The organism is Lysobacter capsici (genome assembly GCF_018732085.1).
Classification (GTDB): Bacteria; Pseudomonadota; Gammaproteobacteria; order Xanthomonadales; family Xanthomonadaceae; genus Lysobacter; species Lysobacter capsici_A.
In genome coordinates this window covers 5,250,071-5,272,718 of sequence record NZ_CP076103.1, presented here as the reverse complement: position 1 = coordinate 5,272,718, position 22,648 = coordinate 5,250,071, and the positions used below count along the sequence as shown (strand labels likewise).

The 22,648-nt window shown below is 65.6% G+C and carries 22 protein-coding genes; 15 read left to right on the top strand and 7 right to left on the bottom strand.

The window, feature by feature from the left end; genetic code table 11:
• Positions 1-38: 38 nt before the first annotated feature.
• A complete protein-coding gene (locus KME82_RS22050; protein WP_036101637.1) occupies positions 39-494 on the bottom strand; it encodes a nucleoside deaminase in 456 nt (151 codons plus the stop codon).
• A gap of 163 nt (positions 495-657) precedes the next feature.
• Between KME82_RS22050 and KME82_RS22045 the strand changes: the two genes are divergently transcribed.
• On the top strand, positions 658-1,569 hold the full coding sequence (locus KME82_RS22045; protein WP_215495916.1) for a YkgB family protein: 912 nt from the start codon (positions 658-660) through the stop codon (positions 1,567-1,569).
• 18 nt (positions 1,570-1,587) lie between these two features.
• Here the strand turns inward: KME82_RS22045 and KME82_RS22040 are convergent, their stop codons facing one another.
• Positions 1,588-2,088 carry a GNAT family N-acetyltransferase gene (locus KME82_RS22040; RefSeq protein ID WP_215495915.1) on the bottom strand — a complete coding sequence of 167 codons (501 nt, stop codon included), beginning with the start codon at positions 2,086-2,088 and terminating at the stop codon, positions 1,588-1,590.
• A 201-nt stretch (positions 2,089-2,289) separates the two neighbouring features.
• On the opposite strand from KME82_RS22040, the gene ubiE reads away from it, so the two are divergent.
• Positions 2,290-3,051 carry a bifunctional demethylmenaquinone methyltransferase/2-methoxy-6-polyprenyl-1,4-benzoquinol methylase UbiE gene (gene ubiE / locus KME82_RS22035; RefSeq protein ID WP_215495914.1) on the top strand — a complete coding sequence of 254 codons (762 nt, stop codon included), beginning with the start codon at positions 2,290-2,292 and terminating at the stop codon, positions 3,049-3,051.
• 520 nt (positions 3,052-3,571) lie between these two features.
• Here the strand turns inward: ubiE and KME82_RS22030 are convergent.
• The gene (locus KME82_RS22030) at positions 3,572-4,315 is read right to left on the bottom strand and encodes an SDR family NAD(P)-dependent oxidoreductase (RefSeq protein ID WP_215495913.1); all 744 of its coding nucleotides are present in this window, start codon (positions 4,313-4,315) and stop codon (positions 3,572-3,574) included.
• Positions 4,316-4,673: 358 nt separating this feature from the next.
• Here KME82_RS22030 and KME82_RS22025 point away from each other — a divergent pair, with 358 nt between their 5' ends.
• The 6 genes from KME82_RS22025 to KME82_RS22000 all read left to right on the top strand — a co-directional run bounded on the left by KME82_RS22025 (position 4,674) and on the right by KME82_RS22000 (position 10,496).
• The gene (locus tag KME82_RS22025) at positions 4,674-6,638 is read left to right on the top strand and encodes a M1 family metallopeptidase (RefSeq protein ID WP_215495912.1); all 1,965 of its coding nucleotides are present in this window, start codon (positions 4,674-4,676) and stop codon (positions 6,636-6,638) included.
• A gap of 22 nt (positions 6,639-6,660) precedes the next feature.
• Positions 6,661-7,638: an alpha/beta fold hydrolase gene (locus tag KME82_RS22020; protein ID WP_215495911.1), complete on the top strand. Its 978-nt coding sequence runs from the start codon at positions 6,661-6,663 to the stop codon at positions 7,636-7,638.
• Positions 7,635-8,366: a hypothetical protein gene (locus KME82_RS22015; protein WP_057922680.1), complete on the top strand. Its 732-nt coding sequence runs from the start codon at positions 7,635-7,637 to the stop codon at positions 8,364-8,366. The genes KME82_RS22020 and KME82_RS22015 overlap by 4 nt, the downstream gene beginning before the upstream one ends.
• A 62-nt stretch (positions 8,367-8,428) precedes the next feature.
• A complete protein-coding gene (locus KME82_RS22010) occupies positions 8,429-9,082 on the top strand; it encodes a hypothetical protein (protein WP_215495910.1) in 654 nt (217 codons plus the stop codon).
• A gap of 85 nt (positions 9,083-9,167) precedes the next feature.
• Positions 9,168-9,926, top strand: a complete 759-nt coding sequence (locus KME82_RS22005; RefSeq protein ID WP_215495909.1) for a GH25 family lysozyme — start codon at positions 9,168-9,170, stop codon at positions 9,924-9,926.
• An 87-nt stretch (positions 9,927-10,013) separates the two neighbouring features.
• Positions 10,014-10,496, top strand: coding sequence for a GNAT family N-acetyltransferase (locus tag KME82_RS22000; RefSeq protein ID WP_215495908.1), 483 nt, complete (start codon positions 10,014-10,016; stop codon positions 10,494-10,496).
• Between the two features lie 178 nt (positions 10,497-10,674).
• On the opposite strand, the gene KME82_RS27245 is transcribed toward KME82_RS22000, so the two are convergent.
• The 3 genes from KME82_RS27245 to KME82_RS21990 all read right to left on the bottom strand — a co-directional run bounded on the left by KME82_RS27245 (position 10,675) and on the right by KME82_RS21990 (position 13,306).
• Positions 10,675-10,887 carry a DUF6053 domain-containing protein gene (locus KME82_RS27245; protein ID WP_430538751.1) on the bottom strand — a complete coding sequence of 71 codons (213 nt, stop codon included), beginning with the start codon at positions 10,885-10,887 and terminating at the stop codon, positions 10,675-10,677.
• A gap of 32 nt (positions 10,888-10,919) precedes the next feature.
• Complete coding sequence (locus KME82_RS21995; protein WP_215495907.1) at positions 10,920-11,981, bottom strand: alpha/beta hydrolase family protein; 1,062 nt, start codon at positions 11,979-11,981, stop codon at positions 10,920-10,922.
• 392 nt (positions 11,982-12,373) lie between these two features.
• Positions 12,374-13,306, bottom strand: a complete 933-nt coding sequence (locus KME82_RS21990; RefSeq protein WP_036101619.1) for a carbohydrate kinase family protein — start codon at positions 13,304-13,306, stop codon at positions 12,374-12,376.
• Between the two features lie 363 nt (positions 13,307-13,669).
• Between KME82_RS21990 and KME82_RS21985 the strand changes: the two genes are divergently transcribed.
• The 6 genes from KME82_RS21985 (at position 13,670) to KME82_RS21960 (ending at position 20,609) form a co-directional block, all read left to right on the top strand.
• Positions 13,670-14,716, top strand: coding sequence for a rod shape-determining protein (locus KME82_RS21985; RefSeq protein ID WP_046658019.1), 1,047 nt, complete (start codon positions 13,670-13,672; stop codon positions 14,714-14,716).
• Between the two features lie 174 nt (positions 14,717-14,890).
• A complete protein-coding gene (gene mreC / locus KME82_RS21980; RefSeq protein ID WP_215495906.1) occupies positions 14,891-16,177 on the top strand; it encodes a rod shape-determining protein MreC in 1,287 nt (428 codons plus the stop codon).
• Complete coding sequence (gene mreD, locus KME82_RS21975) at positions 16,174-16,659, top strand: rod shape-determining protein MreD (protein ID WP_215495905.1); 486 nt, start codon at positions 16,174-16,176, stop codon at positions 16,657-16,659. The genes mreC and mreD overlap by 4 nt, the downstream gene beginning before the upstream one ends.
• Before the next feature lies 1 nt (position 16,660).
• The gene (mrdA, locus tag KME82_RS21970) at positions 16,661-18,928 is read left to right on the top strand and encodes a penicillin-binding protein 2 (protein WP_215495904.1); all 2,268 of its coding nucleotides are present in this window, start codon (positions 16,661-16,663) and stop codon (positions 18,926-18,928) included.
• Positions 18,925-20,040: a rod shape-determining protein RodA gene (gene rodA / locus KME82_RS21965; RefSeq protein ID WP_215495903.1), complete on the top strand. Its 1,116-nt coding sequence runs from the start codon at positions 18,925-18,927 to the stop codon at positions 20,038-20,040. Before mrdA ends, rodA begins: the two co-directional genes overlap by 4 nt.
• A gap of 134 nt (positions 20,041-20,174) precedes the next feature.
• Positions 20,175-20,609, top strand: a complete 435-nt coding sequence (locus tag KME82_RS21960; RefSeq protein WP_215495902.1) for a hypothetical protein — start codon at positions 20,175-20,177, stop codon at positions 20,607-20,609.
• 124 nt (positions 20,610-20,733) lie between these two features.
• Here the strand turns inward: KME82_RS21960 and KME82_RS21955 are convergent, their stop codons facing one another.
• Positions 20,734-21,162: a hypothetical protein gene (locus KME82_RS21955; protein WP_215495901.1), complete on the bottom strand. Its 429-nt coding sequence runs from the start codon at positions 21,160-21,162 to the stop codon at positions 20,734-20,736.
• A 169-nt stretch (positions 21,163-21,331) separates the two neighbouring features.
• On the opposite strand from KME82_RS21955, the gene KME82_RS21950 reads away from it, so the two are divergent.
• Positions 21,332-22,528, top strand: coding sequence for a hypothetical protein (locus KME82_RS21950; protein ID WP_215495900.1), 1,197 nt, complete (start codon positions 21,332-21,334; stop codon positions 22,526-22,528).
• Positions 22,529-22,648 lie beyond the last annotated feature (120 nt).

Here is a 22,648-nt window from a genome sequence, read left to right as displayed (position 1 = left end):
GGAATCGGGAATCGGGAATCCAGACCCTAGTCCCGACCTCAATCCTCGCCGATATCCTCATTCCACACATCCGGATTGGCCGCGATGTAGCCGCCGAGCATCTCGATGCATTCCTGGTCGGCCAGGTCGATCACCTTGACCCCGGCCTCGCGCAGCCAGTCCACGCCGCCGCTGAAGTTGACCGATTCGCCGACCACCACCGTGCCGATGTTGAACTGGCGCACCAGGCCGCTGCAGTACCAGCACGGCGCGAGCGTGGTGACCATGATCGTGTCGCGGTAACGGCGCTGGCGGCCAGCCTTGCGGAAGGCATCGGTTTCGCCGTGGACCGACGGATCGTTCTCCTGGATGCGGCGGTTATGGCCGCAGCCGAGCAGGCGGCCGTCGTCGTGGAACAGCGCCGCGCCGATCGGAATGCCGCCCTCGGCCAGGCCCTGGCGGGCTTCGGCGACGGCAGTGGCGAGCAGGGCGCGGTAGTCGGGGGTGGCGATCATGTGGGACTCCTGAGCGATGGCCGCCAGTCTGGCGCGAGTGCGGCGCCGGGTCGAGTGCGATCTGCGCCGATCCGGCGAGCGAGGCCGGCGCGAATCCTTTTGCACGCCCGCGGCCTCTTGATGGAGGCGCGCACTGCTGCGCATCGCTATCAATGGAGTCTTCATGCATCGCTCGATGGAAACCGCGTCGCTGACGCGGTGGTGGAACGTCTCGGCCCGTTTGCTGGGGCTGTTGACGCTGTGGTTCGGCCTGATGCGGTTTTTCCCGTTCGAAGCCGCGGCGCTGGGCAAGGCGTTGAACGCGATCGGCGCGGCGGCGTGGACGAGCCGCGCGGAATGGATCAGCGCGAGCCTCGGCGCGATCCAGTGCGCGATCGGTGCGTCGTTGCTGCTCGCGCCGGCCGGAGCCTGGCGCAAGGGCGCGGCGATGGCGGCGATGGCGTGGTGGGGCGCCGGCCTGTTGTTGCTGCTTACGCCGGCCGCGTGGGTCCATGAGCCGCCGTACGCCGGCTTTCCGGTGATCGGCAGCGGCCAGACCGTGCTCAAGCACCTGGGCATCGCCGGTCTGGCGCTGGGTGTGTTCGCTGATCAACGCGGTTGCGCGACCGGTCAGCGTCGCGCGCTGTATGCATTGTGGGTCGGGCAACTGCTGGTGCTGGTATGGATCGGGCTGATGAAGTTCACCGCGATCGAAGCGCGGGGCGTGGCCGGATTGATGCGGCCCAGTGCGCTGTTCAACTGGTTGTATCCGCTGTTGGGCGAGCAGGGCGCTTCGAATTTCATCGGCGTGGTCGAGTTGATGACCGCGGCCTTGATCGCGCTGTGGCCGTGGCGGCCGCGGGTCGCGCGCTGGGGTCTGTGGGCGGCGATCGTCACTTATGTGCTGACCAATACGTTCGTGTTCACCACGCCGGGCTGGCAGCCGGATTACGGCTTTCCGTTCGTGGGCGGGACCGGGCAGTTCCTGCTCAAGGATGTGTTGTTGCTGATGGGCGCGGTGGTGTTGCTGCGGGCGTTGTCGCAGCCGCGGTCGCCTTCGCCGTCATCTGCATCGGTGCCGCGGCCGGGCGGATAATGACGCTCTCTCAAGCCGTCATTCCGGTTGAACCGGCGCCACACCTCGCCCGCGTCGCAACAAGTCCACGTGTGGAATGCCGTCTTCGTCATACGGCTGCGACGACGGTTCAAATCCATAACGCCCGTAATACCCCAGCAGATGCGCCTGCGCGCCGATCTGGATATCCGCGCCCGGCCAGACCCGCTCGATCTCGCGCAGCGCCGCTTCCAGCATCGGCCCGCCGACACCGCGTCCGCGGTGGCTGGCGGCGGTCAGCACGCGGCCGAAACTGACCTGGGGAAAACTCAGCCCCGGCGGCAGGATGCGCAGGTAGGCGGCGAGGGTGCCGTCGGCATCGCGGCCGAACAGATGCAGGGCCTGCGGATGGCGGTCCTTGCCGTCGGGGTTGAGGTAGACGCAGTTCTGTTCGATCACGAACACTTCCGCGCGCAGGCGCAGCAGCTCGTACAGCTCGTCCAGGCTCAGTTCGGCGTAGGGCTTGCTCTGCCAGGTCAGGTTCGCGGTCATGGCGGGCATGATGCCAAAACTCTTCCAGGACCGATGCCGCTGGAGGTCTTTGTGGGAGGGGCTTGAGCCCCGACGCTTTCCGGTCCGGCGCGACGATCTGAACGAAAAGCGTCGGGGCTCAAGCCCCTCCCACAAAAGGCCCCGGAGGCGGCCATCTACGCGGCAAACGGCCTCACCCGCCGCTTGCGCCGCGCGTGCGATAATCGGCCCATGAGCGAATCCGTCCCCAAACCCGACACCACCCACTTCGGCTTCCGCGACGTTCCGCGCGAGCAAAAGCGCAAGCTGGTCGGCGAAGTGTTTTCCTCGGTCGCCAGCAACTACGACCTGATGAACGACCTGATGAGCCTGGGCATCCATCGGGTCTGGAAGCGCTATTTCACCGCCACCGCGCAGGTTCGCCGCGGCGACCGCGTGCTCGATCTGGCCGGCGGCACCGGCGACATCGCCGCGCTGCTGCGCGACCGGGTCGGCGACCGCGGCGTGATCGTGCTGGGCGACATCAACCAGGACATGCTGCGGGTCGGCCGCGACCGCATGACCGATCGCGGTCGCGTGTCGGGCTTCGAATACGTGCAGCTCAATGCCGAGTCGCTGCCGTTCCCGGATGCGAGCTTCGACCTGGTCACCATCGCCTTCGGCCTGCGCAACGTCACCGACAAGGACGCTGCGCTGCGCGAGATGCTGCGCGTGCTCAAGGTCGGCGGCCAGGCGCGCGTGCTCGAATTTTCCGAAGTGAAGGCCGAGTGGTTCAAGCCGATCTACGACTTCCACTCGTTCAACGTGCTGCCGCGCCTGGGCAAGCTGTTCGCCAACGACAGCGAGAGTTACCGCTATCTGTCCGAGAGCATCCGCAAGCACCCGCCGCAGGACGAGCTCAAGCAGATGATGGTCGATGCGGGTTTTGCGCGCGTGGATTACAAGAATCTGAGCGCAGGCATTTGCGCGATTCATACCGGCTACAAGGCGTAACGCAGTCGGCGGCGCCGGCGACGGTGCGCAGGCATACGCCGGCGACCGTTCGAGAGCGTTGCTCCTGTTTGTCGTGTATCCGGTGTATCGCGTACCGCGGTTTACAGCCTCTTTCCGGCCCCATCACGTAGGCCGGTTTGACGTGTGAACCCCCACGCCCGTCATTCCCGCGAAGGCGGGAATCCAGGGCTTCACCGCGGCATGGCTCTGAAGTCTCTGGATCCCCGCATTCGCGGGGATGACGAACAAGAGCGTTATGCGCGAAACGACGCTCTTGATCGCAACTCTCAATTCGTCATTCCCGCGAAGGCGGGAATCCAGTGCCTTCAACCGTGGCCGCACGAAAGTCGCTGGATTCCCGCGTTCGCGGGAATGACGTTCTGGAAAGGACGCGGGTACGCCAAGAATAGCTACGGGGCTTTTTGCTCAACGTCTAGCGCCTCGTTGCTGCGTTCGATGAAGCCTCGTTGGATCGACCAACGAAGCCCGTCACCTCACCAGGCACCCCGCGTCCGACCCCTCACGCCGAAAACCCGCCATCCACCGAAATCGCCGTGCCCGTAATGAAATTCCCGCCCGGCCCCGCCAGGTGCGCCACGGTCGCGGCGACATCTTCGGCGCGGCCGAATTCGCCCAGCGGCAGGCCCGCGCGCTGGTGGTCGGCGCCTTCGCCGTCGGCCGGGTTCATGTCGGTATCGACCGGGCCGGGCTGGACCACGTTGACGGTGATGCCGCGTTTGCCCAGGTCCTGCGCCAGGCCCTTGCTTAGGCCGATCACCGCGGCCTTGCTCATCGAGTACAAGGTCATGCCCGGCGCGCCGACGCGCTCGCCCAGGCAGCTGCCGATGGTGATGATGCGGCCGCCGCGCGGCAGGTGCCGGGACGCGGCCTGCGCGGCCACGAACGGCGCGCGCACGTGGATCGCCATCACCCGCTCGTAGCTTTCGGCGCTCTCGTCTTCGAACGGACCGTAGGGAAACACGCCGGCGTTGTTGACCACGATGTCGATGCGGCCGAATTCGCTCACGGTGCGCTCGACCGCGGCGATCACCGCCTGCGGATCGGCGCTGTCGGCGGCCAGCGCGAGCGCGCGGCGGCCGCCGGCCTGGATCTGCTGAGCGACCGCGTTGGCTTGGTCGGCCGCGCGCGCGTAGGTCAGCACCACGTCGGCGCCGTCATCGGCCAGGCGCTTGGCGATCGCCGCGCCGATGCCGCGGCTGCCGCCGGTGACCAGGGCGACTTTTCCTGCGAGGGGAAGGCTCATGTCGAAGGGTTCCATAAGGTGGGAGTAGGGCGCCCACGCTAGCCCGGTCGCGGCGGTTGCGCAGCGGGGGCAGTCAGGACGATGCGTATTGCGGTCGTGGTGGGGGCGAATTCGATTCTGTGGGCTTCGTCGCTTCGGAGCGGAAAGCGTCGGGGCTCAAGCCCCTCCCACAAAAAACCTCGTCGCTTCGCGAGTGATGTGGGAGGGCGCGTAGGCCCCGACGCTGTACCGGCAAGATCGATGTGTCGTTCGCGATACAGCCCGCCGCGCCCCTGTCCCGGCGACCTGCCAACATGCACAAGCCCAGCCGCGGGGCGAGGCGCTACACTCGGGCCCTCACCCGCTGCCGTGGTTTTCCATGCGTACCTCGATCCTGACCGTTTGCCTTGTCGCGGCCCTGACCGCCGCCGGTTGCTCGCGCGATGCCGCGCCGGCCGCCGACGCTTCCAAGACCACCGCGACGCCGGAGGCCAAAGTGACCGACACCGCCGTAGCCGCGGCCGACCGCGACGAGCATTCCTACGCCCAGCCCGATCTGGTGCGCATCGACGACCTGGCCCTGCTGCTCGCGGTCGATTTCGCCAGCAAGACCCTGACCGGCAGCGCGACCTACACCCTGCAATGGACCGATCCGAAGGCCAACCAGCTCGTGCTCGACACGCGCGATCTGAAGATCGAAAAGATCGTCGGCGAACGCGACGACGGCAAGTGGGTCGACCTCAAGTTCACTCTCGCCACGGCCGACGATATCCTCGGCAGCAAGCTCACCATCGAAGCGCCGGACCGCAACAAGCGCATCCGCGTGAGCTACGCGACTTCGCCGAGCGCGTCGGGCCTGCAGTGGCTGGAACCGTCGATGACCCAGGGCAAGAAAACGCCCTTCATGTTCAGCCAGTCGCAGCAGATCCACGCGCGTTCGTGGGTGCCGCTGCAGGATACGCCGAGCGTGCGCTTCACCTACACCGCGCACGTCACCGCGCCGAAGGACGCGATGGTGCTGATGAGCGCCGACAACGATCCCAAGGCGGCGCGCGACGGCGATTACGAATTCAAGATGCCGCAGAAGATCCCGTCGTACCTGCTGGCGATCGCGGCCGGCGATCTGGTGTTCCAGCCGATCTCCAACCGCAGCGGCGTGTGGGCCGAACCGGGCATGGTCAAGAAGGCCGCGACCGAATTCGTCGACACCGAAAAGATGATGGAGACCACCGAGAAGTTGTACGGCCCCTATCGCTGGGAGCGTTACGACATCCTGGTGCTGCCGCCGTCGTTCCCGTACGGCGGCATGGAAAACCCGCGTTTGACCTTCGCCACGCCGACCGTGATCGTCGGCGACAAGTCGCTGGTGTCGCTGGTCGCGCATGAGTTGGCGCACAGCTGGTCGGGCAACCTGGTGACCTTCAGCAGCAGCAAGGACGCCTGGCTCAACGAAGGCTTCACCAGCTACGTCGAGAACCGCATCATCGAAGCGCTGTACGGCAAGGAGCGCTCCGACATGGAGAGCGTGATCGGCCGCAACGAACTGGCCGCCGAGTTCAAGACCATCGATCCCAAGCTGCAGGCGCTGGCGCTCAAGCCCGGCGTGCTCAAGGACCCGGACGAAGCCAGCAGCGCGACCGTCTACACCAAGGGCGCGTGGTTCCTGCAGTTCCTGGAACAGCGCTACGGCCGCGAGGTGTTCGATCCGTTCCTGCGCGACTACTTCAATCACTTCGCGTTCCAGAGCATCTCGACCACCCAGTTCGTCGACTACGCCAAGGCCAATCTGCTCGCCAAGCATCCGGGCAAGGTCAGCGAAGCCGAGCTGGACGAATGGATCTACGGGCCGGGCATTCCGAAGTCGGCGCCGGCGACGGTGTCGCCGCGCTTCGACGCGGTCGATGCCGCGCGCAAGACCTGGGTCGACGGCGGCGCGCTGCCGGACAAGGCATTGACAGCGAAGTGGACCACCCAGGAATGGGTGCATTTCATCGAAGGCATGCCGGAAAAACTCAGCGTCGAGCAGCTCGGCGCGCTCGATGCGGCCTACAAGTTCACCGGCACGCCGAATGGCGAGATCGCCCAGCGCTGGTATCCGCTGGCGGTGCGCAGCGGTTATCACCGGGCCGATCAGGCCATCGCCGCGTTCCTCACCACGATCGGCCGGCGCAAGCTGATCATGCCGACCTACGGCGAACTGGTGAAGACGCCCGAAGGCCTGAAGCTGGCCGAGGACACGTTCGCCAAGGCCAAGCCGGGGTATCACCCGATCACCACCGGTTCGGTCGAGGCGGTGATCGCCAAGGCCAAGCAGCCGGCGCAGCCGTCGGCGGCCGGGCAGTAAGCCGGCTCGGCAGCGCAAGCGCATGAGCCTGCGAGGCATCATCAAGACGGTCGCCCTCGGGGCGGCCGTTTTGTTGTGCGCGGTGTTCGTGTGGTTGTGGTGGGACCCGTATCGCGTCGTGCTGGCCGATTTCGCGCGTCAACGCATCGCCGCCGGGCTGACCCGCAATGCGGTCAAGATCGACGATCACCGCTGGGTCTACGCCTACAACGACGACGCGCCGGCGAACGCGCCGACGATCGTCATGATCCACGGCTTCACCGGCGGAAAGGAAAACTGGTATCCGCTCGCGCAGCGCCTGCACGGTCGCTATCGCTTGTTCATTCCGGATCTGCCCGGTTGGGGCGAGAGCGAGCGCAAGCAGGGCGGCGATTACGGTTTCGTCGCACAGAACGATCGCGTCGCGCGCTTCATCGAACAGGTCGCGCGCAAGAGCGGCAGCCCGATCGTGCTGCTCGGTCATTCGATGGGCGGCGGCATCGTCGCGCTGACCACCGCGCGGCATCCGCAGCAGGTCGACCGGGTCGGTTTGTTCGACGCGGCCGGCGTGCGTTTCAAGGACAACCGGTTCGGCATCGAGGTGCTGGACGGCAAGAACCCGTTCGCGGTCGACGACGCCGCGTCGCTGCAACGCTACATCGACACCGTGTTCCACGATCCGCGCGCCAAGCCGTCGATCCCGTGGCCGGCCGACGGCATCTACATCGAACGGCGCAAGCGCGACGCGGCCTTCGAGCAAGCCGTGCTCGACAAGATCGGCCGTAGCGACGAGCGCTTCCTGCCGGGCATCGAGGCCGCGCGCATCGCCCAGCCGGCGCTGCTGCTATGGTGCCGGCAGGATGCGGTGATCGATGCCAGCGCGCTGGAGCTGTATGCGGCGCAGCTGCCGCAGGCACAGCGCGTATTGCTCGACGGTTGCGGCCACATGTCGATCGTCGAACGTCCCGATGCGGCCGCGCAGGCCGTGACCCAATTGATAGACAAGGGCCAAGCACGATGAATACCCGTACCGCCACCTTGCTGCTCGCCGCCGCGATGATCCTGAGCGCCTGCGAAAAGCCCGATCCCAAGATCGCAGAAGCGGCCAAGGCCGCGCAGCAGGAACAGGCCGCGGCGACCGCGGCCAAGGATTTCGACGGCGCCTACGGTCAGCAGAACTGGGAAATGGCCGCCGCCTACGGCGAGATCGTCACCTCCAAGTACCCGGGCACGCCGACCGCCGACCGGGTGCGGCCGCTGTACGAGGAAGCGCAGGGCAAGGCCAAGCTGGCGCGCGAGCAGCGCCGGGTCGAGTCGCTGTGGTCGTACATGAGCACGCCGGTCAAGACCGACAAGGGCAAGGACGGCACCCAGCTGTCGGCGTCGCTGTACGCGAAAGCGAACGTCGAAACCGACGGCCGCACGCCGCGTCCGGTGCAGCTGATTTTCCGCGATCACCCCGACTGGGGCCGCAGCAGTTACCTCGTGCTGCAGGTCGGCGATTTCAATTGCTACGGCGGCTGCAAGCTCAAGGTCGGCATCGACGGCAAGATCAAGACCATGGCCGGGCGCAGGCCCAAGACCGACGAAGCGATCGCGATGTTCATCGAGGACGAACGCGGCTTGTGGCGCATGCTCGACAAGGCCAAGGAGCTGACCATCGAGTTCCCGGTCAAGGCCGGCGGCACGCGCACGGCGACGTTCGAAGTCGGTGGGTTGAAGCAGGACAAGTTGCCGGGTTGGAAGTGAGGGCGGGCATGCGCGGTGCTTGGGGTCTGGCGATGATCGGCCTTGTGTTTTCCGCGGTTTTCTTGGCCGGACGTGCCGACGCCGCCGAGGGCAAACGCGAAAAATTCGAAGTCAGCAAGACCGTCGGCGAACGCGGCATGGAGCGGCCCGATGTGCCGCAACCGCCGCAGCGCGACTCGCCACGCGGCCGCGCGCTGGCCGCGTTGGCTGCGATGGACGGTGCGTTGACGTTGTACTCGTTGCAGCCCTATGTGCCCCCGGACTTGCCGCCGGTCGAGGGCGCTCGCGGCAGCGCCAAGTACATCGCCGCGCAAAAGCGCAACGAAGAAATCCTGGAGCGCAGTCAAGACGAGTGGTGCAAGCGCGGCGACTGTCTATCCGGCAACAAGGTGCTCGGCAAGGTCGCCGTGAAGGCCAAGAACGATCGCAGTCAGGTGATGAGGGCCTTGCGCGAATCGCTCGGGAAAATTCCCGACTACACTTCCATGTGTCATCCCGAGTACCGGCACGGCGTCGCGTTCGTATCGGGCGGAAAGCGTTATGACGTGCTGCTGTGCTATCAGTGCGGACAGGTTCGGGTCGTCATCGACGGCGACGAGGAAAACAGCTCCAACGGCCAGACCTACTCGATGGGCAGTCAGGCCGCATTGAACGCGATCCTGCGCAAGGCGCGGATCCCACTGGCGAAAGCGTCGTGGGGACAGTCGGAAGAATGAGCTCGCTTTTCGATGGCGCGATGGTATCGGCGATGCCGTTGCCGATCGCCGAAACAGCGCGGGTGATTTACGCCGGAACACGGCCATGAAGCAGCGCATCGTGCGAATCGCGAGCTGGATCGCCGCGCTGATCCTGCTCGCGGCGCTGGGCGTGTCGGTGGCGTGGTGGTTGTTCCTGCACTGGCAACCCGATCGCGAACGTTTCCCCTTGCGCGGCATCGACGTCTCGCACCATCAGTCCGCGATCGACTGGCCGGCGGTCGCGCACGACGACGTCGCCTTCGTCTACCTCAAGGCCAGCGAAGGCGGCGATCACCGCGACCGCCGCTTCGCCGAGAACTGGCGCGCCGCGCGCGCGGCCGGCATCGCCACTGGGGCGTATCACTTCTTCACCTTCTGCCGCGGCGGCGCCGAGCAGGCGCGCAACTTCATCGATGCGGTGCCGGTGGCCGCCGATGCCTTGCCGCCCGCGGTTGATCTGGAATTCGGCGGCAACTGCGGCAAGACGCCGGACGACGCCACCCTGCGCCGCGAACTCGATGCCTACCTGCACGCGGTCGAGAAGGCGTATGCGAAGCCGGCGCTGCTGTACGTCACGCCCGAATTCCTGGCCGCATATCGCCAGGCGCTGCCGCCACGCGCGCTGTGGCGGCGCGCGATCGTGCGCGCGCCCGATGCGAGCGCGCCGTGGGCGTTGTGGCAATACCACAACCGCGCGCGGGTCGCGGGCATCGTCGGGCCGGTGGATCTGAATGTGTTCGACGGCGACGCGGCCACGTTCGCGCGCTGGCGCGATGCATCGACATCGCCGCGGCCGCCCGCGAGCGTCGCAGCGGACAAGTGAGCGGATATGTGGCTGTATTGGGCGAACTGTGATCGCCGCGCACACGAACTCGCGCGATGCGATCGAGAGCTGGCTAAGATCGACCGCATGAATCGTTCCCATCTCGTTCCGCGCATCGCGTTGCTGGCCGACCACACGCAGGCCATGCCGGCGCTGCAGCGGCTGTTCGAGGCCGAATGGCCCGATTACTACGGCGAGCAAGGCCCGGGCGATGCGGCCGCGGACCTAGCGGCGTATGCGCTGCGCGATGGATTGCCGCTCGGTGTGGTCGCCTTGCTCGACGACGACGAGGTCGTCGGCATCGCCGCGCTAAAGGCCGCATCGATCGACGCCTACCCGCAATTCACTCCGTGGGCCGCGGCCGGGCTGGTCGCGCCGCAGTGGCGCGGACGCGGGATCGGCGCGCACCTGATCGCGGCGTTGGAAGGTCATGCGATGCGCCTGGGCCATCGCGCGATCTATGCCGGCACCGCGACCGCCGGCAGTTTGATGCGACGGCTCGGCTGGGAGTATCTCGATACCACGCCGCAGCATGGGGTCAGCGTCGCGGTGTTTCGTAAGCGGTTGTGAGTGCTGCGGGGCCGTGCGATACCGCGCGCTATCGGATATGAAGCATTGTCGCTGCTGATCGAAGATCGTCGGGCCTGAAGGCCCTCCCACAAAAGACTTCGCGGCTTCCAAGGGGGGCTTTGCTGCCTTCGAAAGACTTTGTCGCTCGCATAAGACTTCGATGCTTCGCAGCCTCTTGTCAGCGGCTGCGATCGACGAGGGCGAGTGATATCGCCGGAGTCTTGTGGGAAGCGATATCGATCCTGATCGATAAACGCATCGGGCCTGAAAGCCATACAACAACAGATCGCGAGGTCTCGAGGTCTTTTGTGGGAGGGCCTTCAGGCCCGACGCTTTTCGATCGGATCGCCTGAATCCTCGGCTTCCGACGACAGCCACGGACTCGCCGCATCGCGACGAGTCCGCAAAACCACGGCAGGTTTCCTACAGTTCCGACTTCACCTGACCGGTGGTCCCGTTCGGCTTGGCCCCAGCCGGCGCCGCCCCCTCGCCTTTGAGCTGCGCATCGAAAAACGCGATCGCATCGGCATTGATCCGCTCATGAATCTTGGCGCGATCGATCCCGGGGCCGTCGGTGCAGATCCGCGGCACGTCCTTGGCCAGTTGCTCGCTGCACGGCGCCAGGAACACGTAGTGGTCGGCATCGGGAATCTCGCGGAATTGCGCGAGGTTCGGCAGCAGGCCGCGGATGCGCGCGCCGTTTTCCGACGGCATCAGCACTTGGTCCTTCTGCGCGATGTACAGGAACACCGGCGCCTTCACGTCCTTCAGTCCGTCCGCGTCGAGGATCAGGCTCAGCGGCGCCATCGAGAAGCCGGCGCGCACGCGCGCATCGGCGGTCGGCGGCGGACGATCGATGGTGCGCATCTTCGCCGGGAATGGTTTGTCGCAGATTTCCGGCGTGCCCGGATATTTCTCGCAGAAGCTGAAAAAGCGCTTGAAATCGGGCTGCGCGCCGAGCAGCAGCAAGGTGGTGTAGCCGCCGGCCGAGAAGCCCGCCGCGCCGATGCGGGCGGCGTCGATGTGCGGGCCGAGGGTCGGGTCTTTGAGCGCGGCGCTGATCACCGCGCTGGCCTGCCAGGCGCGGCCGAGCAGCACCCGGTCGGTGCCGGCGCCGCGCATGTCGTCGAAGCTGTCGCCGATATGCTGCGGCGCGACCACGATGTAGCCGTGGCGCGCGAGCGCGGTGGCGAGATCGTGGTGGCCGTACATGCCGCCGCCGTGGCCGTGCGACAGCACGATCAGCGGATGCTTGCCGTCGGCGACCGCGCCGTCGCGCTGCGCCTGCACGGGGTAGGGGCCGACCCAGGTCAGGGCGTCGGCCTTGGCGTCGCTGCTCGGGTACACGATCGCCGCCGGCACGGTGGTGCCGGTGATCGGTTCGAGGGTTTCCAGCGTGCGCAGGCCGACGCCTTCGGCGTGGGCGGCGAACGCGCAGGCGCTGATCAACAGCAGGGTGAGGCGTTGGGTGACGTGGCGCAGCATGGCCGTTCCTCGTGGGGTGTGCGGCGATTCTACGACTGCCGTGGGGCGATGCAGCGGCGAGGGGATGGGTGGATGGGGTGGAGGGACGGGGCGCGGACCGAAGGGATGCAGTGGTGCCGGCAGATCAAGCGCCACTGTCTGAGTGGCGCCACAACTGAAAGAAAAGCATCGGGGCTCAAGCCCCTCCCACAAAAGATTTCGCGGCTACGAGGTCTTTTGTGGGAGGGGCTTCAGCCCCGACGCCTTTCGTCCAAACGCGCCGATCCCAACCTCCCGAGCCCACAAACGACAATCCCGGCCGAAGCCGGGATCGTCTGCAACGCATTGCGATCTACGCCGAAGCCGGAAATCCGCTTTCACGATTCCCGATTCCCGATTCCCGACTCCCGCCCTTACAACGCATACCCGAACTGCTGCCGGAACTGCTCGGCGAATTCTTCGTAATCGAAACGCTGGTTCTGCGTGCCCGGATGCTCGACCTTCAACGCGCCCATCAGATTGGCCATGCGGCCGATCGTCAGCCAGTCGTAGCCCTTCTCGATGCCGAAGATCAGGCCGGCGCGGAACGCGTCGCCGCAGCCGGTCGGATCGGTCACGCGGCGCTCGTGCGCCGGCGGAATGTCGTAGCTCTTCTCGGCGGTGTGGATCTGCGAACCGTGCGGACCGCGCGTGGTGATGTACGCCTTCACGCGCTTGACGATGTCGCTCTCGCTCCAGCCGGTGCGCTCTTGCAGCAGGTTGGATTCGTAATCGTTGACGGTGACGTAGTCGGCCTGCTCGATGAAATGACGCAGTTCTTCGCCGTTGAACAGCGGCATCGCCTGGCCCGGATCGAAGATGAAGGGAATGCCCAATTCTGCGAATTCGGTGGCGTTCTGGATCATGCCTTCGCGGCCGTCGGGACTGACGATGCCGAAGGTCACGCCCTTCACGTCGCGCACGTGGTTTTCGTACGAACGCATCATCGCGCCGGGATGGAACGCGGTGATCTGGTTGTTGTCGTGATCGGTGGTAATGAACGCCTGCGGCGTGAACAGCTCCGGGATTTCCTTGACGCACTCAAGGCGGATCTTCTGCTCTTCGAACCATTCGCGATACGGACCGAAATCCTGGCCGACGGTGGCCATCGGAATCGGATCGCCGCCGAGCAGCTTCAAGTTGTACGCGATGTTGCCGGCGCAGCCGCCGAACTCGCGGCGCATGCGCGGCACCAGGAACGACACGTTCAAGATATGCACCTTGTCCGGCAGGATGTGGTTCTTGAACTGGTCCGGGAACACCATGATGGTGTCGTAGGCCAGCGAGCCGCAAATCAGTGCAGACATGGTCACCCCAAAAGAAAAAGTCGCGAATGCGAAAGCGGGCGGTGAAAGACCGCCCGGCGGCGTAGGGTAGCGGGTGGGCGCGCGGGCGGCCAGTTTTTTGCGCTCGGCCCGGACCCGGCCGGCACCCGGAGGGCGGGTCGGGCGAGCGGCTCGCCGGTCCCGTCCCGGTCCCGGAACCGGCCGCGACAGGCAGCCGACCGGCCGGCGACCTAGGGTTATCCCCAGGGGTGCCGGGCCCGATCCGGGCCCTCTTGCTGAATAGCGCAGGTCGAGCGAAACCGTTGATTTTCCTTGCTCGCAGGGGGGGCGGTTGCTAGGCTTATGCCCCCCGCTCGCCCCAACTTTTAACGGCCCAATCCCCCGATGTTCAAGAAGTTTCGCGGCATGTTCTCCAATGACCTGTCCATCGATCTGGGCACGGCCAACACCCTCATTTATGTGCGCGGGCAAGGGATTGTCCTGAACGAGCCGTCCGTGGTCGCAGTGCGCCAGGACCGGCTGATCGGCGGAAATCGGACCGTGGCAGCGGTCGGCGGCGAGGCCAAGCAGATGCTCGGTCGCACCCCCGGCCACATCACCACGATCCGGCCGATGAAAGACGGCGTCATCGCCGATTTCACCTACACCGAGGAAATGCTCAAGCATTTCATCCGCAAGGTGCATAAATCGCGTTTCCTGCGCCCGAGCCCGCGCGTGCTGGTGTGCGTGCCCTGCGGCTCGACCCAGGTCGAGCGCCGCGCGATCAAGGAATCGGCCGAAGAGGCCGGCGCGCGCGAGGTCTACCTGATCGAAGAGCCGATGGCCGCGGCGATCGGCGCCGGCATGCCGGTGACCGAGGCGCGCGGCTCGATGGTTGTCGACGTCGGCGGCGGCACCACCGAAGTGGCGGTGATCGCGCTCAACGGCATCGTCTACTCGGCCTCGGTCCGCATCGGCGGCGACCGTTTCGACGAATCCATCATCAACTACGTGCGCCGCACCTACGGCACCTTGATCGGCGAAGCCACGGCCGAGCGGATCAAGCTGGAAATCGGCTGCGCCTACCCGCAGGAACGCGCCGCGACCATCGAAATCTCCGGCCGCAACCTCGCCGAGGGCGTGCCGAAGATGGTGCGGATCAACTCCAACGAAGTGCTCGAAGCGCTGCGCGAGCCGCTGGCCGGCATCGTCGCGGCGATCAAGCTGGCGCTGGAGCAGACCCCGCCGGAACTGTGCGCCGACGTCGCCGAGCGCGGCATCGTGCTCACCGGCGGCGGCGCGCTGCTGCGCGACCTGGACCGCCTGATCAGCGAGGAAACCGGCCTGCACGTGCAGGTCGCCGACGATCCGCTGACCTGCGTCGCCCGCGGCGGTGGCCGCGCACTGGAGCTGGTCGACATGCACGGCAACGAGTTTTTCGCGCCCGAGTGAAGCCGGGAATGGGGAATCGGGAGTCGGGAATCGTGAAAGCCGGTTCGCCGCGTCTGGTTCCCTGCGCTTTCAGGCGGTAATGTCAGCAACTTCCTGGTAGGCGTGCGCAGCGACTCATCGCTGCGTTCGCGCTTTTACGATTCCCGATTCTCGACTCCCGATTCCCGGCCCTTAATGCCTCCCTACGCCGGTCCATCCACCGCAGCCCGTAGCGGCGAAGTCGCCGACACGTTGCGCCTGATGGCGTACCTGGCGTTGGCGCTGACCCTGATCGTGCTCGATCACCGCGGCGGCTGGCTCAATCAAGCGCGCAAGCAGACCGCGACCCTGGTCGCGCCGCTGTGGGCGGTCGCCGGCTGGCCCGGACGGCTGATCGAGCGGGTCAGCGACGACGCCGGCACCATGAGCCAGCTGACCGAGGAAAACCGCAAGCTGCGCAACGACGCGCTGGTCAACCAGGCGCGCATGGCGCGGTTGCAGTCGATCGCGGCGGACAACCTGCGCCTGCGCGGTCTGCTGGAAGCGGCCGAGCGCGGCAATCTGGACGTGGTGCTCGCGCCGATCCTCGATATCGACCTCGATCCCACCCGCCAGCGCCTCGTGCTCGACGCCGGCAGCCGCGACAAGGTGCGCGTCGGCCAGAGCGTAATCGACGCCGGCGGCCTGCTGGGCCAGATCACCGGCATCACCCCGCTGCACGCCAGCGTGCTGTTGATCACCGATCCTTCGCATGCGGTGCCGGTGGTGGTCGCGCGCAACGGCGTGCGCTTGGTCGCCTACGGCGAAGGCCGCAGCGACAGCCTCAACCTGCGCAGCGTGCCGCTGTCGAGCGACGTGCGCGTCGGCGACATGCTGGTGACCTCGGGTCTGGGCGGGCGCTTTCCCCCGGGCTTCCCGGTCGGCACCATCGCGGCGCTGAAGCCCGATGACAGCCGCGCGTTCCTCGTCGGCGAAGTAAAACCCGCCGCGCAGCTCGATCGCGGCCGCGAAGTGCTGGTGCTGCTGTCGATCCCGCCGCCGCCGGCCGACACCACCCAGTTCGACACCCAACCGGCCGTGCCCGAAGCCCAGGCCGCGTCAAGCCCGGCCGCGCAGGCCGCGGCGACCCGCGCCGCGGCCGATGCCGCGGCTGCCGTCGCCGCCGCGGCGGCCAAGCACAGCGCCAGGAAGTCCAAGCCACCCGCCGCGGCTGCACCCAACTCGACCGCTGCGTCCACGACTGCCGGCGGCACGCGCCCCGGCGCGAGCGCAGCCAACGCGCCGGCAAGCAACGCCACGAACGGTTCGCGCGCTCCAGCTACTGCGGCCGCCGCGAGCCGCAACCCGCGCCAGCCCGCAGCCGGCGCCGCTACGAACACGCCCACATCGCGCTCCGCGCAATCCGCACCCGCCACCTCCCGCCCACCCGCCGCCGCGCCCACGCGCAGCGTCGCACCGTCGCCCGCCGAGAACCGCCCGTGACCCGCGCCCGCCACCATTGGGTGTTGCCGACCAGCCTGGTCGTCGCGCTGGCGTTGAGCCTGCTGCCGATGCCGCAGGTGCTGCTGCCGCTGCGGCCGTACTGGGTCGGCTTGGTGCTGGCGTACTGGGTGATCGAAGACCCCGACCGGGTCGGGCTGGGCTTCGCCTTTCTGGTTGGCTTGGCCGGCGACCTGGCCTCCGACGGCCTGCTCGGCGAACAGGCGCTGCGGCTGGTGGTGATGACCTTCATCCTGCAGCGCTTCCGCGCGCGGCTGCGGTTTTTCCCGTTGTCGCAGCAGGCGCTCGCGGTCGGCGGTCTGATGCTCAACGACCGCATCGTCACCGCCGCGATCCACATGGTCCTGCGCGAACCGGCGCTGCCGTCGGCGTTCTGGTTCTCGCCGCTGACCGGCATGGCGTTGTGGCCGCTGATCTTCCTGCTGCTGGACGCGTTGCGTCTGGGCAGCTGGCGGAGACGCTGAGATGGGCCCGCGCCGCCGCCTGCTCGGACGTCATCCGCTGAACAAGCGGGTGCTGAAGAACACCGCGGCCGAGGCCGACCAGTTCCGCCTGCGCGCCGCCGTCGCCTTCGCCTTCGTGCTGATCGGGGTGATCGGCCTGGGCTTCTGGTACTTCCGCCTGCAGGTGTGGCAGCACGACGACTACGCCATGCGTTCGGAAGCCAACCGGGTCAAGCTGCGCCCGGTGGTGCCCGGCCGCGGCCTGATCTACGACCGCCAGGGCCGCATCCTCGCCGACAACGTGCCCGCGTTCCGGATCGAAGTGACCCCCAGCGAAGCCGGCGACAGCGAAGACTGGTTGCCGCAGCTGGCCAAGGTGGTCGCGCTGACGCCCGAAGACATCGCGCGGTTCGAAGACGAACGCCGCGCCTCGCGCGGGTTCAAGCCCATCGTCCTGAAGATGCGCGTCAGCGACGAAGAAGTCGCCGCGTTCGCGGTCGACCGCTGGCGTTTCCCCGGCGTCGAACTGGTCTCCTACCTCAACCGCCGCTATCCCTACGGCGAGTTGTTCGCGCACGTGATCGGCTACGTCGGCCGCATCGACACCAAGGACCAGGAGGCGATGGGGCGCAGCGTGCTGACCCACACCGGCAAGACCGGCCTGGAACGCTCCTACGAAGAACAACTGCGCGGCCAGATCGGTTACGAGCAGATCGAAACCAACGTCGACGGCCGCCCGATCCGCCAGGTCGGCCACGTCCCGGCCAAGCCCGGCGCCGACCTGCGCCTGAGCATCGACCTCGACCTGCAGCGCGCGATGGTCACTGCGTTCGGCGACATGGACGGTTCGGCGGTCGCGGTCGACCCGCGCACCGGCGAAGTGCTCGGCATGGTCAGCCTGCCGAGCTACGACAGCAACCTGTTCGTCAACGGCATTTCCAACGTCGACTACAAAACCCTCAACGACGACCCCTCGCGTCCGCAGTTCAACCGCAACGTGCTCGGCGGCGGCCCGCCGGGCTCGACCATGAAACCGTTCATGGCGTTGGCCGGTCTCGACAGCGGTTTCCGCCGCGCCGAAGACAAGACCTTATCGACCGGCGAATTCCACATCGCCGGGCAGAAGCGCGGCTATCGCGACTCGCATGGCGGCGGCCACGGCTGGGTCGACCTGCGCGAATCGATCGCGCAGTCGGTCAACACTTACTACTACAAGCTCGCGCTGGAGATGGGCATCGACCGCGTCGACCAGTACATGACGCGCTACGGCTTCGGCCAGAAGACCGGCATCGACCTGTCCGGCGAAAACGTCGGCATCCTGCCGTCGCCGGCGTGGAAGGCCAAGCGCAACAAGAAGGAAGGCTGGTACCCGGGCGAGACCGTGATCGCCGGCATCGGCCAGGGCTATTGGGTGGTGACCGCGCTGCAACTCGCGCGCGGCACCGCCGCGATCGCCGACGGCGGCAACCTGCGCCAGCTGCATCTGGTGCGCGAGATCCGCACCGGTTACGAATCGCCGTGGGTGCCCAAGGTGCTGCAACCCACCGTGCGCATCACCGACAACCCCGCGCACCTGCAAGCCGTACACGAAGGCATGGAAGCGACCATCCACGGCGGCCGCGGCACCGCGACGATGATGGCGCGCGGCGCGCCGTACCGCATGGCCGGCAAGACCGGCACCGCGCAGAAGGTCAGCCGCAAGGGCAACGTCAGCATGAATCCGCATTCGCTGCCGTTCCACCTGCGCCATCAGGCGCTGTTCGTCGGCTACGCGCCGGCCGACAACCCGACCATCGCGGTCGCGGTGGTGGTCGAACACGGCGGCTACGGCGGCAGCACCGCCGCGCCGATCGCGCGCAAGATCTTCGACGCCTGGCTGCTCGGCAAGATGCCCGAACCGGTCGTGCCGAAGGACGCGCCCGCGCCGACCGTCGTCCCGCTGGCCGCCAACGGCGCCGCGCCCAAGCCCAGCGCCACCTCCAAACTCGGCGAAGCCGCCGCCCAGGCCGAACAGGACGCACCGAAAGGCAAGCCCGTCGCGGTCAACGGCGCCTGGGCCGAATCGGTCGCGCAGATCAACGCGCGCGTCGCCAGCCAGCCCGGCCACACCCCGCAAGTGCTGCAAGGCCCCTCGATGCTGCGCCCGGCCTTGCCCGGCTACGTGCCGAACCAGACCCCGAGCGAAGCGCCGCGCAGCGACGACGCGCTGATCGAACCCGACCTCGACCCCGACGCCGCCGACGACGACGCGGCGCCGGTCACCGCGCCGACCACGGAACCGCGCCGGTGAAAGTGATCCTGCGCTACCTGTGGGACATGACCCAGCGGTTCACCCGCACGCTGGACCTGATGATGCTCGCCGCGTTGCTGGCGCTGATGGCGATCGGCCTGGCGGTGCTGTACAGCGCCGGCGAACACTCCATGCGCATGGTGCTCGCGCAGGGCTCGCGCTTCGTCATCGGCCTGGCCGCGATGTGGGGCCTGTCGCGCATGTCGATGCCGCAACTGCGCAACTGGACGCCGGTGATCTACGCCGTGTCGATGATCCCGCTGCTGCTGGTGCTGGTGGTCGGCACCGGCAAGCACGGCCGCCACTGGATCGACCTGAAGGTCTTCTACTTCCAGCCGGCCGAACTGCTCAAACTGAGCCTGCCGATGATGGTGGCGTGGTACCTCAACCGGCAGGCGCTGCCGCCGAAATTCTTCAACGTGATCGTCGCCGCCGTGCTGATCGGCGTGCCGACCGTGCTGATCCTGCTGCAACCCGACTTCGGCACCGCGATGCTGGTCGGCATCAGCGGCGCGTTCGCGTTGTACCTCGCCGGCCTGTCGTGGTGGTGGTTCGCCGCCGCCTTCGGTGGCGTCTCCGCGATCGCGCCGGTCGCCTGGTTCTGGCTGCTGCGCCCGTACCAGAAAGACCGCATCCTGACCTTCCTCAACCCCGAAACCGACCCGCTGGGCACCGGCTGGAACATCATCCAGTCCAAGATCGCGATCGGCGCCGGCGGCATGACCGGCAAAGGCTGGCTGCAAGGCTCGCAGTCGCACCTCAACTACCTGCCCGAACACACCACCGACTTCATCTTCGCCGTGCTCAGCGAAGAATTCGGCTGGGTCGGCGTGATCACCGTGCTGGGCCTGTACCTGTTCGTCGTAGGCCGCTGCCTGTGGATCGCCGCCGACGCGCGCGACGGCTACTCGCGCCTGATCGCCGGCGCCTTGGGCCTGGCGTTCTTCGTCTACGTCATCGTCAACGGCGGCATGATTTCCGGCCTGCTGCCGGTGGTCGGCGTGCCGATGCCGCTGCTGAGCTACGGCGGCACCTCGGCCGTATCGCTGCTCGCGGGACTAGGCGTGGTCATGGCCGTACGCGCCCACAAACCCGTACACGGCGGGCGCTAACCACCCGTTCGCCGCGCAACCCCGAAGCCCCCTGTAGGAGCGCCGCAAGTCGCGACCGCGAACCCGCAACTACGCCGCAACCCACGTTAGAGCGCAGCAACGCCCAGACTTCCAGCTCCGAATAGGGATATCCGATGAGCACACCACCGTCCGCGCCCAACGACGCCCCACCGCAGCAGCCCGGCCGCTCACTGGCGACCCAATTCGCCGTCGCATTGGTAGCCTTCCTCTCCTTCGGCCCGCTCACCACCGGCCTTGGCCTGCTGCTCGGCTTCTTACCCAAACAGTTCCCCGCGATTCAAAACCTGTACGCCGCAGGGCCCATCGCGCAGACGGTGTGGATAGGCGCAGGCGTGCTCGGAATCCTGACGATCATCGCCTTGCTGCGAGCGCCACGCCTCGCGATCGTGGTTTGCCTGGTATTCGCAACTGCGCACGTACTCGGCGCTTGGTGGGTATGGGGCCAATTCACGCTCGGCGCCTGGGCCGCGATGGCGGCTGTGCCGCTGTCGATAGTGGCCGCAGTCGCCGAATCGCGCAGAACAAGCCCAGTGTCAGACAACCCGTAAAGCCGAGCGCCTTCGCAACACCGTGCATACCCGCGCAACTCGCACTGCCCCCTGTAGGAGCGGCGTCCTACTGGATTTCCTTCGGTCACGAGCCGCGACCACGAACCCACACCACCCGCGCCACTCACCCGGCCGACCGCTCCTGCCCGCGCGACCGCTTTCCGCCATCGCCCGCCGCACCGTCCGAACCCGTCGCACGCGCATCACCCGCCAACTGCTGCGCCAACTCCGGCCGCTGCAGGCAGAACCGCGCGTTCGCCGCTAACTCGCCCCAGCGCTGCGCGGATGCCAGTTCGTCGTCCGCTCGTTCTATCAAACGGCGTTGGTGTTCTGGAGATAGGGGGTGTTCCAAGGATTCCAGCACGATATCGAGTAAGTCACGTGCTTCGCTGATGGCGTGAGAGTGAAGGTCAATGGCCTTCGTGTGGAGATAGTCGAGCAGCTCAGGTTTCAGACTGGCCAAATGCGCTGCCGACTCCACCGTCCTGTGATCGGATTGCAGTAAATCGACTAAAAAATAAGCACCTGGGGTTGAGAGTGGGGAGTGATGCATGTCAATGCTCCTTGCAGCAGCGCTTTGGCGGTGGAGCAACAGAGTAGTGTCGGATCTCGAATATCTGAAAATTCGATATTTTTCTAGATCTAAACACAGGCTGTGCTCCTGTGTGCTGCAGGATCGGTGATTGGATTGAGTGTTTTAGCTAGTATCCACAGGGGGTTCAATGAGTGCCTTTAAGTCCCATTCTATTCATGCTTCTGTTCATCAATTGGTTGAGTTGATTGAGCGGCCGGAGTTCGCTGAGCCCGCGGTCACCGACGATGAGAGAGCGCTAGGTGCTCACGACAAGATTGCGGGCGTGGCTAGAGCATTGGAAGATTTACTGGAGACTACTCCTCCGGCAGTTGTTGCCATCCCCGCTATCGATCAGATCAACAATAATCTGCAGGTACCCATAAGTGAAGTGAGTCAGTTTTTAGGAAATAAGAATATTGGCCATTTACTGAATGCGGCCTCGTACATTGATTCAAATATAACAAGTTACTTTTGGGGCTTTGCAGCCCGTCCTTCGGAGGTGGGGGCGGCGAGATATGCACGTAAGGTGGAAGAGTTTTCTCAGGAAAGCATTCGCAACATCGCTGCTCAAAGAGATTTGTTGATTACAGAGGTCGAAGGGCTAAGAAAGAAGGCTGCAGAATCTGAGGCTAAGTTGACACAGTTACTCGAGTCAGTGTCGCGTGATCGAAGTAGCGCAGCGGCGGCCGTGTCTAATCTCGATCTTCAATTTTCAGAAAGAGAGCGAGAGCGCACAAATAAATTTGAAGAGGCGCTTGAGCTGATTCAAGGTAACGCACGCGTTCTTCAAGAAAGCATTAAAGAAGAATCGGCTTCGACCCTTGAGGACACTCAACGAATCCGGAACGATGCTGCGCGGATTCTCGGTGTGGTTGGTGATATGGGTATCACAACTAATTTTGGGAAAATTGCAGAGGCTGAGGCGAGGCAGGCTGACAATTGGAGGCGAATAACCGTTTGCCTTTTTATGGTGGGCATTGGCCTTGCGGTTGCGACGTTTGCGCGCTTTTATTTTTCAGATATAACTGCGGTAACCGCAATTGCTATTGGCGTAAGGCTTTTATACGCATTGGCAGTCACTGCTCCTGCTTGGTATACGGCTCGTGAGTCGGCAAGGCATCGTTCGAATGCTGATAGAGCAAGGCAGACAGAGTTGGAACTTGCGGCGCTCGGCCCTTTCATCGAGTTGATGGATAAGCCGAAGAAGGATGAGATAAAAGAAAAATTAACGGAGCGTTATTTTGGTCGTCCTGTAGAATCTCACCTGGTAAGAGGGCCTATAAGTACGAGGCAACTGCGCGTTTTGGTGCTTGAAATTATCAAGGCCATAAAGCCTGGGAAGTAGTCTTCAAGGAGTGCTGCGCAGTATGGCTGAATGAATGACCGTTTTCAAAGCAGGAGTCAGAGTGGCTTTTCTCTTTTACAAAAAAACCAAAACAGGGGTCAAAGTGCTCTTTCTCTCAAG